The organism is Flavobacterium collinsii (assembly GCF_902804485.1).
Classification (GTDB): domain Bacteria; phylum Bacteroidota; class Bacteroidia; order Flavobacteriales; family Flavobacteriaceae; genus Flavobacterium; species Flavobacterium collinsii.
In genome coordinates this window covers 163,348-176,592 of the sequence record NZ_CADCST010000098.1, presented here as the reverse complement: position 1 = coordinate 176,592, position 13,245 = coordinate 163,348, and the positions used below count along the sequence as shown (strand labels likewise).

At 36.4% G+C, this 13,245-nt stretch carries 6 protein-coding genes; 2 read left to right on the top strand and 4 right to left on the bottom strand.

Annotated elements, in window-relative coordinates:
• Positions 1–209: 209 nt before the first annotated feature.
• Entirely contained in the window at positions 210–1,502 is a 1,293-nt protein-coding gene (gene lysA / locus FLA105534_RS15670) for a diaminopimelate decarboxylase (RefSeq protein ID WP_262888458.1), read from the bottom strand.
• A 122-nt stretch (positions 1,503–1,624) separates the two neighbouring features.
• Here lysA and FLA105534_RS15665 point away from each other — a divergent pair, with 122 nt between their 5' ends.
• Positions 1,625–3,757: a TonB-dependent receptor gene (locus FLA105534_RS15665; protein WP_173967055.1), complete on the top strand. Its 2,133-nt coding sequence runs from the start codon at positions 1,625–1,627 to the stop codon at positions 3,755–3,757.
• 360 nt (positions 3,758–4,117) lie between these two features.
• Here the strand turns inward: FLA105534_RS15665 and FLA105534_RS15660 are convergent, their stop codons facing one another.
• Entirely contained in the window at positions 4,118–5,572 is a 1,455-nt protein-coding gene (locus FLA105534_RS15660) for a glutamate synthase subunit beta (RefSeq protein WP_173967054.1), read from the bottom strand.
• A gap of 97 nt (positions 5,573–5,669) precedes the next feature.
• Positions 5,670–10,184 (bottom strand): glutamate synthase large subunit, encoded by a 4,515-nt coding sequence (gene gltB, locus FLA105534_RS15655; protein WP_173967053.1) that lies wholly within the window; start codon positions 10,182–10,184, stop codon positions 5,670–5,672.
• A gap of 415 nt (positions 10,185–10,599) precedes the next feature.
• Here gltB and sucC point away from each other — a divergent pair, with 415 nt between their 5' ends.
• Positions 10,600–11,793, top strand: a complete 1,194-nt coding sequence (gene sucC, locus FLA105534_RS15650; protein WP_173967052.1) for an ADP-forming succinate--CoA ligase subunit beta — start codon at positions 10,600–10,602, stop codon at positions 11,791–11,793.
• A gap of 519 nt (positions 11,794–12,312) precedes the next feature.
• On the opposite strand, the gene FLA105534_RS15645 is transcribed toward sucC, so the two are convergent.
• The gene (locus FLA105534_RS15645) at positions 12,313–13,116 is read right to left on the bottom strand and encodes a DUF5694 domain-containing protein (RefSeq protein WP_173967051.1); all 804 of its coding nucleotides are present in this window, start codon (positions 13,114–13,116) and stop codon (positions 12,313–12,315) included.
• Between the last annotated feature and the right edge of the window lie 129 nt (positions 13,117–13,245).

Here is a 13,245-nt window from a genome sequence, read left to right as displayed (position 1 = left end):
GTTCTAAAGTGGAATCTTGACTATTATTTCTCATCGCAACAAAATTTATTAAAGTTAAATTTTGTTACCGAAATATCTAACCTTTACAGAAATGACAAGATTATGCTGTGCTTCGACTTCGCTCGACCAGACAAACGTTTACAATCTGAAATAAAAAAATCCCGCCTCAATTAAGAAACGGGATTAAATAGATATTCTTTTTTTTTATTTTAAACTGTTGCAGCAACTTCTTGTGGCAACGGAATTTGATTTTTAAGCAAATCCTCGAATGTTTCGTGTTGACGGATTAAGATTCCTTTTCCGTTCATCCATAAAACTTCGGCTGGTTTGTATCTTGAATTGTAGTTGGATGCCATAGAAAAACAGTAAGCTCCGGCATTTCTGAATGCTAAAATATCACCTTCCGTAATTTCCGAGATTCTGCGGTTGTTGGCAAAAGTATCAGTTTCGCAAATGTATCCTACTACCGAGTAAAAACGCTCTTTTCCTTTTGGGTTCGAGATGTTTTCGATATGATGTGATGAACCGTAAAACATAGGACGAATTAAGTGGTTGAAACCACTGTCGACTCCTGCGAATACTGTAGAAGTTGTTTGTTTTACTACGTTTACTTTGGCTAAGAAGAAACCTGCTTCACTCACCAGGAATTTTCCCGGTTCGAAAATTAACGTTAAATCTCTACCGTATTCAGCACAGAAAGAGTTGAATCTTTTTGATAATTTTTTACCTAATTCTTCAATATCGGTTTCGATATCGTCTTTTTTGTAAGGCACTTTGAATCCGCTTCCAAAATCAAGGAACTCAAGATCTTTAAAGTGTTTTGCAGTATCAAACAAAATTTCAGCAGCATACAAGAATACTTCGATATCAAGAATATCAGACCCTGTGTGCATGTGAATTCCCACGATGCTCATTTTTGTGTTCTCTACAATTCGCAAGATATGCGGAATTTGGTGAACAGAGATTCCGAATTTACTATCGATATGTCCTACCGAAATATTAGCATTTCCACCCGCCATTACGTGCGGATTGATACGAATACATACCGGAATTTGTGGATATTTTGTTCCGAATTGCTCCAGAATAGATAAGTTGTCAATATTGATTTGTACACCCATTGCGGCAACTTCTTCGATTTCTTCAAGAGAAACCCCGTTTGGTGTAAAGAAAATTTTGTCAGGATCATAGCCAGCATGAAGTCCTAATTGAACTTCCTGAATAGATACAGTATCCAGGCCAGACCCCATGTTCTTTAATAACTGAAGAATAGCAACGTTAGATAATGCTTTCATGGCATAATTAACTCTTAAGTTTTCCACCTTAGAGAAAGCTTTGGTTAATCTGTTGTACTGAGATTGGATTTTTTCGGCATCATATACATATAATGGACTTCCAAATTGTTCTGCTAACTGCAGTAAATCTTTTGCTTGCATCTGTAAACTATTTTCAGCAAACTTATTACTCTTTTGCCGATTGACAAATTTTAAATTGAAAAATAACAAATTGTAACAAATTGTTATAAAATAAACATTTAAAGTTTTTTTAACTTTTAATGGTTTCTAATTCTTATTTAGAGTGAATTAAAATTATATTTGCCCCAAAATTACATTATTAAAGATTATTTATGAAAAAGATTACTATATTTTGCTTGATTATCCTTACAACTACTGTAGGATTTGCTCAGGAAAAATCAAAAGACAGTTTGCAAACCAATAATTTAGATGATATTATTGTGACTGCAAGTCGAAAAAAAGAAAGTATAAAAGAAGTTGTTTCTTCTATTACGATTGTTGGAGCGAAAAAGATCCAAAGTCAGACGATGGTGAATTCCAATATCAGTAATATTTTACAATATACAGTTCCGGGTTTAGCGACTGCAAGTAACCAAACTTCAAATTTCGGTCAGACTTTAAGAGGAAGACCTTTTTTGGTGATGATTGATGGGATACCACAATCTACACCTTTGAGAAATGGAGGTAGAGATCTTCAGGTAATTGACCCTTCGTCTATCGAAAGAGTGGAAGTAATTAAGGGAGCCACCTCAATTTACGGTAATGGAGCAGATGGAGGGATTGTCAATTATATTACAAAGAAAAATCATTCAGAAGAAAAGATTGGTGGTTCGGTACAACTTGGTTTGATTACACAACCTAAAACATTCGCAGAATCATTTGGTTACAGAGCTTCGCTTTCGTTGGCAGGAAAATTAAAAAAGCTCGATTACGTTGTTGGTTTTACACAGGAAAGATCAGGTGTATCTAAAGATGCAAATGGTGTCAATCTTTCACCGTTCTATAGTTTATCAAATTTAAATACCTATAATGGATTGTTTAAAGTTGGATATGCATTTACAGACAAGCAAAGACTTGAATTCTCGTATATGGGTTATGCTTCAAAATCATTTTTAGATCAGGATGTTAAGATTGGGAAGTGGGGAGAAATTCCAACTATTGGAGTAGAAGCCGGTGGCCGTTTAGGGACGCCTGAAGGAACACCTCGAAATCATAATTTCAGATTGTCGTACTCTAATTCGGAGATTTGGAATAATACTTCTCTGGATGTTAATGTTTATGCACAAGATTTTAGAACAGTTTACTCGTACGACAGAGATCAGTTTTTAAATGGAGGACAATCGAATGTGGCCTCACAAAAGAAAGGTTTGCGTATTAATTTTGATTCTCGTCTTTTTGCAAATGATACCTATAAAGCAGAGGTAATTTATGGTTTGGATTTACTTCAGGACAAAACGGTTCAAAAATTAGAGGATGGTCGTTTCTGGACACCACAAATGAACATGGTCAATACAGCTCCTTTCGCCTTAATCAAGTTTGATGCATGGGGAAAATTCACTCTAAAAGCGGGTGCGAGATATGAAAATATTAAAGTTAAAGCGGATGATTTTAATACATTGCCGGTATTGAATGCTAAAAACAATACTTACACCAAAAGTATTTTTGTTCAGGGAGGCGAGTTAGATTACAATGCCCTTGTTGGAAACATCGGATTAAGATATAACATTATGCCGGAGGTAAATGTTTTTACGAGTTATTCTCAGTCCTTTTCGATCAATGAGGTAGGGAGAATTTTAAGAACGTCTACAGAAAGTGTGATCTCAAAATTACCAACCGATCCTATAATTGTAAACAATTATGAAATGGGAGTAGCCGGAACGATCAAAAAATGGTTCAACTATGAGGTTACCAGTTTCTGGAGCACGTCACAATTAGGAGCTACTTCGATTCAGTCAGCAGATGGTTCTTTTGCGATGCAGCGCGCTCCTGAAAACATCTGGGGTTACGAGGCTATTGTAGGCTTTAAACCATTGGATATTTTAAGTTTTGGTGGTGCTTTTGCCTGGATTGAAGGAAAAGTAGATAATGATAATAACGGAACATACGAAAAATACATTAACGGATCCCGAATAATGGCTCCAAAGCTTACGACTTATATTCAGATACGCCCTATAAAAAATTTAGATATTGAATTAAGTTCTTTGCATAACTTTAAAAGAGATCGATTTGATCCAAGTCCAACAACAAACCTGTACAGTTTTAACGAAGGGCCTGTAAAAAAGTATACCGTTTTTAACTTGAGCAGTTCTTATCTTATCAATAAATCGTTTCGATTAGGATTAGGAGTTGAGAATTTGTTTAATAAAGATTATTCTCCAAATATTGCATGGTGGCAGGCCAGAGATAAAGATTTTGTAAGTGCTCCGGGAAGACGCACCACTTTACAGCTTCAGTATAATTTTTAAATTTAGAAGAATCCTTCTAAATTGAAGTATAATTCCATAATTTCAGAACAAAGGGGCTATCCGAAAAGTATGAACTTCCTCTTATTATGTTATTGGTTTAAATCTCTACTTTAGTTCGACGCGGATAAAACATATTTTTTTCCTCATTTAAAAGTTTTTTTAATTTTTAGAATCCGTTTTTATCAGTGTCTTCGCGATAGCGAATCTGTCAAATCAGCGTTGAATTAAGACGTATAATTTTTGCCGACCAAATAAATTGCTTTTGGATTATAGTTCAATCTAAATTATTTATAAAAACAAGGCTGTCCTTACTTTTCGGACAGCCTCTTTTATTTTATAAAGGTGAAATGAGTCTGCGATTTACAAACTTGGCAAATCTCCGTTTCCTTTGGTTGGTAAATTGGTAGAGCCCATTAAGAACAAATCGACCTCTCTCGCTGCTTCACGACCTTCTGAAATAGCCCATACAATTAACGATTGTCCTCTTCGCATATCACCGGCAGTGAAAATGTGTGGTACATTCGTCTGATAATTTTTGGCTTTATAGTTGTTTCTCATATCGATTTCCAGACCTAATTGCTCGCTTAAAGTTTTCTCAGGACCTGTAAATCCTAAAGCCAATAAAGCTAAATCACATGGCCATATTTTCTCTGAGCCTTCTTTTTCGATTAGTTCAGGACGCTGACCCGGAGTCATTTTCCATTGTACTTCAACGGTTTTTAATCCTACCAGTTCTCCTTTGTCGTTCGATAAGAATTCTTTGGTATTGATCAACCAGTTTCTGTCGCAGCCTTCTTCGTGAGAAGATGAGGTTTTTAACTGTAGCGGCCAAAATGGCCAAGGAGTTGTTTCGCTTCTTCCAACTGGAGGTTTTGGTAAAATCTCAAAGTTGGTTACCGATTTTGCACCATGCCTGTTAGAAGTTCCAATACAATCAGAACCGGTGTCTCCACCGCCAATTACAATTACATCTTTACCGGTAGCCATAACCTGATCTTGAATTGATTCTCCAAACAAAACTTTAGTCTGCTGAGTTAAGAAATCCATTGCCTGAACAACACCTTTGCTTTCGATTCCTTTAGTTGGTAAACTTCTTCTTTCGGTTGCTCCACCGCACAATACGATAGAATCGAAAGAGTTTAATTCGTCTATACTAAAGTTTACACCAACATTTACATTAGTTTTAAAAGAGATTCCTTCCGCTTCAAGGATTGCTACACGTCTGTCGATGATGCCTTTTTCTAATTTGAAATTTGGAATTCCGTAACGTAATAAACCTCCAATAGCATTGTCTCTTTCAAAAACAGTAACGGTATGACCAGCTCTGTTTAATTGTTGTGCCGCTGCTAAACCTGCAGGACCTGAACCAATAACAGCAACTGTTTTTCCGGTTCTGGTTTTTGGTGCCTGTGGTTTGATCCAGCCTTCGGCAAAACCTCTTTCGATGATGTTTTTCTCGATGTTTTCGATGGCAACAGGTTCTTTGATGATTCCCAATACACATGATTTTTCACATGGAGCAGGGCATAAACGGCCTGTAAATTCTGGAAAGTTATTTGTTGATTGTAAAATCTCTAAAGCACTTTGCCATTCTTCCTGATGCACCATATCGTTGAAATCAGGAATTAGATTTCCTAATGGACAAGAACTGTGGCAAAAAGGAATTCCACAATCCATACATCTCGAACCTTGTTCTTTTATTTGATCTTTTGCTAACGGAATCGTAAATTCGTTGTAGTTCGTAACACGTTCTGCAACTGCTATATTACTTTCGTCGGCTCTGTTATATTCTTTAAATCCGCCTATTTTACCCATGACATTTTTAATAAAATTTAGTTGTGAGTTGTAAAATGTGAGAGGTGAGTTAAAAAAACTTAGCACCTCTGCACCTTTGTATCTCAGAACCTTTTAATTAAGCTATTAATTCTTCTATTTTTTTCTCTTCTGCAATTCGTTGTAGTGCTTTTTTATAATCAGTTGGCATTACTTTTACGAAATTCTGCTGTTCATTTTCCCAGTCTGCTAAAATTCTTTTTGCTAATGGACTGTTGGTGTACAAAGAGTGGTTTTTGATCAGTTTTCTTAGTTTTCTCACGTCTTCGTCTTCGATAGGATCAAAAGCAACCATTTCCATGTTGCATACCCTTGAATCGAATTGCTGCTTTGGATCGTAAACATAGGCGACACCACCGCTCATTCCGGCGGCGAAGTTTCGTCCTGTTTTTCCTAAAACAACCACCGTACCACCGGTCATGTACTCGCATCCGTGATCTCCAATTCCCTCTACAACGGCAGTTGCTCCGGAATTTCTAACACAGAAACGCTCTCCGGCAATTCCATTAATATAAGCCTCTCCGGTAATAGCTCCGTAAAGGGCAACGTTTCCGATAATGATGTTTTCTTCAGGTTTGAAAGTGGCAGTAGGAGGTACTTTTACAATTAGTTTTCCTCCGGAAAGCCCTTTTCCTAGATAATCATTACAGTTTCCGTGAATTTTAAACGACAAGCCATTGGTGGCAAAAGCACCAAAACTTTGTCCGGCAGAACCTTCAAAATCAACTAAAATAGTATCATCAGGTAATCCTTGTGCGCCATATATTTTTGAGATTTCATTACTCAAAATCGCACCTACAGAACGGTCTGTATTTTTAATCTTAAAAGTAACTCGTGTTTTTTCTTTTCTGTAGATAGACGGAATAGCTTCTTTAATGATGTCAAAATCCAATACATTTTCAAGTTGGTGATCTTGTGTAGTCGTATTGTGATTTGGAACTGTTTTGGCTTTTTCCGGTTTGTATAGAATCGATGATAAGTCTAAACCATTGGCTTTGTAATGCTGGATCGCTTTGTTCACATTTAATTTTTGCGACTGCCCCACCATTTCTTTTAACGTTCTGAAACCTAATTGTGCCATGATTTCTCTTAACTCTTCGGCAATAAAATACATGAAGTTAATCACGTGCTCCGGAGTTCCTTTGAAATTTTTTCTCAATTCAGGATCCTGAGTAGCAATACCAACCGGACAAGTATTTAAGTGACAAGCTCTCATCATGATACATCCTGAAGCTACCAGCGGAGCCGTTGCAAAACCAAATTCCTCAGCTCCCAATAAAGCGGCTATCGCTACATCACGACCTGTTTTTAACTGTCCGTCACATTCCAGAACCACACGACTTCTTAAATCGTTCAAGATCAAAGTTTGTTGCGCTTCGGCTAATCCAAGTTCCCACGGAATACCTGTATGCTGTAAAGAAGTTAAGGGTGCGGCACCGGTTCCTCCGTCATAACCAGAAATTAAGATCACGTCGGCTTTTGCTTTGGCGACACCGGCTGCGATGGTTCCAACGCCAACTTCTGAAACTAATTTTACGTTTACACGTGCTTCACGATTGGCATTTTTCAAATCGTAAATCAACTGAGACAAATCTTCAATAGAGTAAATGTCGTGGTGCGGAGGAGGTGAAATCAAACCTACATAAGGTGTAGAGTTTCTGGTTTCGGCAATCCAAGGCACTACTTTTTCTCCGGGTAACTGTCCACCTTCACCAGGTTTTGCTCCCTGAGCCATTTTAATCTGGATTTCTTTAGCGTTGGTCAAATAGTTGATCGAAACTCCAAAACGTCCTGATGCCACTTGTTTGATCGCACTGTTTCTCGAATCTCCGTTAATTTCTTTCTGGAAACGTTTCGGATCTTCTCCACCTTCTCCGGAATTACTTTTTCCGCCAATTCTGTTCATGGCAATCGCTAAATTCTCATGTGCTTCTCTACTGATAGATCCATAAGACATGGCTCCGGTTTTGAATTTCTTCACAATTTCAGTCCAAGGCTCTACCTCATCAATAGAAATTGGATCTAAATTATTGAATTCAAATAAACCTCTGATAGTCATTAGGTTTGAGCTTTGCTCATTGACCATGTTAGAGTATTCTTTATAACTTTCAGGACTGTTTAAACGAACAGCCTGTTGCAGTTTCGAAATAGTGGTTGGGTTAAACATGTGTTTTTCGCCACCGCGTCTCCATCTGTAAATACCTCCGATTTCAAGGGAAAGTAAATTGGCAATTTTTGAATTTGGAAATGCTTTCTGAAAACGTTTTTTAACTTCTTTTTCGACTTCCATCAAACCAATTCCTTCTATTCTTGAAGGTGTATATGGGAAGTATTTTGAAGTAAAGGTTTTGTTTAGACCTAAAATCTCGAAAATTTGTGCTGCTCTGTACGAATGTAAAGTAGAGATACCAATTTTGTTCATGATTTTAACGATTCCTTTTGCAATTGCTTTATTGTAATTTACAATGGCATAATCTGCTTTTACACCTTTGATAAAGCCCTGGTTCACCTGATCGTGAATGATTTCGTTTACCATGTAAGGATTGATTGCACTTGCGCCGTATCCGAATAATAAAGCAAAATGATGCGGTTCACGAGGCTCGGCAGATTCGATTATGATTCCGAATTTTGAACGAACCTGTAAAATATTCAACGAGTGGTGAATGTAAGAGCAAGCCAATAACATTGGTATTGGAGCCAGTTCTTCACTTACGCCTCGGTCTGATAAAATAATGATGTTGCATCCGTCAGAAACGGCTTTGAATGTTGCTTCAACACATTTTTCAAGGGCACGCTCTAAGCCATTTACTCCTTTTTCGATCTTATATAAGGTAGAAATAGTAGCCGATTTGAAATCAACGTGGTCAATGTTTCTAATTTTATCTAAATCCTCGTTGGAAACAACCGGATTTTGGATTTTTAATTTTTTACACTGCTTAGATTCAATTTCAAAAATATTGAAATCACCGCCAATGGCTAAACTGATATCAGTAATTATTTCCTCACGAATACCATCCAAAGGCGGATTGGTAACCTGAGCAAATAATTGTTTGAAATAGTTGTACAACAATTGAGGCTGGTCTGATAAAACAGCCAAAGGTGTATCATTACCCATAGAACTGATAGCTTCAGCTCCCTGACCTCCCATTGGGTTAATGATGGTTTTTAAATCTTCAATTGTATAACCAAATAATTTTTGTCTGGTTAAGAAATCCAGTTTTTCAACCGGAGTAGGGTTGTTGGTGTACGGAATATTAGATAATGGCAATAAATTTGCATCAAGCCATTCTTTGTACGGACGTTTTGTAACGATTGATTTTTTAACTTCTTCGTCTTCAATAATACGTCCTTCGTTCATATCTACAAGGAACATTTTCCCTGGTTCTAAACGACCGTGTTGAATCACATCTTCCGGTTCGATATCTAATACACCAATTTCTGACGACATGATTACGAAACCGCTTTTGGTTAAGGTATAACGAGAAGGACGCAATCCGTTTCTGTCTAGTAAAGCGCCAATTACGTTACCATCTGTAAACGGGATAGAGGCAGGGCCATCCCAAGGTTCCATTATACAAGCGTTAAACTCGTAGAAAGCCTTTTTCTCGGGAGACATCGTCTGGTGCTTTTCCCAGGCTTCAGGGACCACCATCATCATCGCTTCCGGTAGGGAACGCCCTGTCATTAATAAAAGTTCTACGACCATATCCATAGAAGCAGAATCTGATTTTCCTTCTAAGATAATTGGGAATAGTTTTTTGATATCATCGCCAAAAACTTTGCTTTGCATCAATTCTTCACGGGCACGCATACGACTTACGTTTCCACGAAGTGTATTGATTTCGCCATTATGACACATGTATCTAAACGGTTGCGCTAATTCCCATGAAGGAAAAGTATTGGTAGAGAAACGCTGGTGCACCAATGCCAGGCGAGTCACTAAATCGGGATCTTTTAAGTCAACATAATATCGGCTGATGTCTTCCGGCATCAATAGACCTTTATATATTATGGTAGTTGTCGATAAACTAGAGAAATAAAACATGTGGCTTTCGGAGGTTTTAGATCCTCTAACGGCATGTTCGGCAATTTTTCTAGCTGCAAAAAGTTTTGCATTAAATTCATTTTCAGTTAAATCCTGACCGTTTTTGCTAACAAAAACCTGTTTAACTGTTGGTTCTTTTTCTGCGGCAATCTGTCCTAAATTTTCCACTTCAACAGGTACATCTCTCCAGCCAAGGATCTTTAAGTTCTGATCCTTAATAGTTGATTCGAAAGCGTTGATACAAAAAGAAACCTGGTTTTTGCTTTTTGGTAAAAAAACCATTCCTACTGCATACTCACGTGTTTCAGGGATTTCAAAGTCACATACCTTTTTAAAAAAATCATGTGGGATGTCGAATAAAATTCCAGCTCCGTCTCCAGTTCTTCCATCAGAACTAACTGCACCACGATGTTCCAATTTTATTAAGATATCCAATGCTTTGTGAATAATATCATTTGATTTAATACCATTCAAATTACAAATAAATCCTGCACCACAATTGTCGTGTTCAAATTCAGGCAAATAAAGCCCTTGTTCTTTAACTTTCATTCTTGATATTTTTTTTACAAAAATAGAGATTTCGTTAAATATAATGTATTGAAATTGTGATTTGGCTTTCATTTTTGTTGTAATATTAGAAAAAGACTTCTTAATTGATAATATTGTTATTTTACCCATTGCGAATTATTAAAATGACAATTCAGATTAAAATATAGTATGAAAAATCGCTGTAAGCCTAATGAATACGGCGTTGTTTTTGTTAAATATCAAACGTTTTAGTGGTTTTGAGTTAATATTAACAAATTATTTAGTTAACCATTTCTTTGCATTCAAAAAGAATAAACGCTTAGTGCATATCACACGTATTATTTAATTGAAAAAGATTTTACTATTAAGTTGAATTTTGCTACTTTTGTCGCACTTTTATTCTGAAATAAATTCAGAACCAGACAAATTCTATATTATGAACATACACGAATATCAAGGAAAAGAAATTTTAGCAAGTTACGGAGTACGCATTCAACGCGGAATTGTGGCTAACAATGCGGTTGAAGCTGTGGCTGCTGCAAAACAATTAACTGCCGAAACTGGTACAGGATGGCATGTGATAAAAGCACAAATTCACGCAGGTGGACGTGGAAAAGGTGGTGGAGTGAAGTTGGCTAAAAACTTGCAACAAGTTGAAGAAATTGCTGAACAAATCATCGGAATGCAATTGATTACACCTCAAACTTCTGCTGAGGGTAAAAAAGTAAACAAAGTTTTAGTTGCTGAAGATGTTTACTATCCTGGTGAAAGCGAAACTTCTGAGTTTTATGTTTCTGTTTTATTGAATAGAGGTACAGGACGTAACATGATTATGTATTCTACTGAAGGTGGAATGGATATCGAAGAAGTTGCTGAACATACACCACACTTAATCTTTACAGAAGAAATTGATCCAACTGTTGGATTACAAGGTTTTCAAGCAAGAAGAATTGCTTTTAACTTAGGTCTTTCTGGAAATGCTTTTAAAGAAATGGTGAAATTCATCGATTCATTATACAACGCTTATGTTGGTTCTGATGCATCTATGTTCGAAATCAACCCGGTTTTGAAAACTTCAGATAACAAAATTATGGCTGTTGATGCTAAAGTAAATATCGATGATAATGCTTTATACAGACAAGCAAAATATGCTGAGATGAGAGATATCCGTGAGGAGAATCCAATCGAGGTTGAAGCTAAAGAAGTAGGATTGAACTATGTAGATCTTGACGGTACTGTAGGTTGTATGGTAAACGGAGCTGGTCTTGCAATGGCAACTATGGATTTAATTAAATACGCTGGTTTTGAGCCTGCTAACTTCTTAGACGTTGGTGGAACTGCTGATGCAAAACGTGTTGAAACAGCTTTCCGTATTATCTTAAAAGATCCTAACGTAAAAGCTATTTTGATCAATATCTTTGGAGGAATCGTTCGTTGTGACCGTGTTGCTCAAGGTGTTGTTGATGCTTACAAAAACATGGGTGATGCTATCAATGTGCCAATTATCGTTCGTTTGCAAGGAACAAATGCTGAAATTGCAAAAGAATTAATTGACAATTCAGGTATGCCAATTTTATCAGCTGTTCAATTTCAGGAAGCTGCTGACCAAGTTAAAGCTGCTCTTTCTTAATTCAATAAGAAATCAATTTATATAGAAAATCCATTCCGAAAGGAGTGGATTTTTTTTGTTTTTAACCGCAAAGAGCACAAAGAATTACGCAAAGTTCGCAAAGTTTTTTAGCCACGAATTCACGAATTACTTTTTATAATCCTTTTAATCCTGATAATCTGTGGCTAAGAAAATCGCGAGCCAGTTGTTCTTTTTTTATTGTATAAATTTAGCTTTAGAAGCTGTTTTAATTATTGCCCGTGGTTTCAATCACGGGGATTCTAATTTTGCGTACCAACGGTTGAAACCGTTGGCAATGTTTTCGAAAGTGCGTTCTTTGGCCTAAAATGTTATCATAAACGCAAAGTTCGCAAAGTTTTTTTAGCCACGAATTCACGAATTATTTTTTACAATCTTTGAGGATAAAAAATAATTCGTGAATTCGTGGCTTTTTTAAACAAATAGCTTTGCGAACTTTGCGTTTCTATTGGCAATCTTAAGTTAAATTCTTTGCGTGCTTTGCGGTTAAATGATCCCTGACTATTTTAAAACCGCCGCCAGTTCTACAATTTCAAAATCAGGATTGTGTTCAACAAATTCTCTGATCATTGCAGTATGTCCGGCACCTAATAAAACCATGATTTTGTCGTCTTTACTTTCGGTTAGTTTTTGAATTAAAGCATACATATAAAGGTTTCTTCTGTACCATTCCGAAACTAAGTAAGCCCCCACAAAATCGTCCATTTTGCCTCCTTTAGTAGCCGTTTCAACATACCAGCCAATATTGTCTTCATTCGATTTTTTGGTATTGATGTCTAACAGCAGTTCAGTCAGTGAATATTTGGCAATTTTTTCATTTTGACTCTTTTCATAATATTTCATAGTTTCTTCATTCTTTTTGATTAGATCAAACTGACCGGCAGCTGTCATTCCTTTTACGAGACTATCATATGGGAAGTCGGTGTTGTTGTAATCAATGGCATATAGCTTTTTATGACCTAGTTTTTTAGCTGATCTTAAAGCGACTTGTACAATTTCATCTGATTGTTTATGAAGTAAACTGTCCGTATTTCTATTGTAGAATTTGTCCAGTTTGTCTTGTTTTTGGTAATTCCATTCTACAAAAATTTTATTAGGACCAAACTTTTTTATTTTATTGGTGATGTTCTCCAGTTCTTTTTGGCTTCTGTCTGACATCACATTAAAGCTGTTGATTTTAGCAACGTCAAGTCCCGGGTTTTCAAAATGGAAGGTTCCAAGTAAAAGTATTTGTTTTTTCTTTGATTGTCCGGAAACGGTATTAAATGCGATAACAGCAAGTAATAATAAGGTGATTTTTTTCATGATGATTGGTTTTTAAATTCAGGACAAATGTAGCATAGCTTTTCAGGTGAAATTTTAGTTTTTGATGAACGCTAAAATTCAAATTACAAACATCGAGAATCTACGGTTGAAAAATTTGGTGTATCGTTT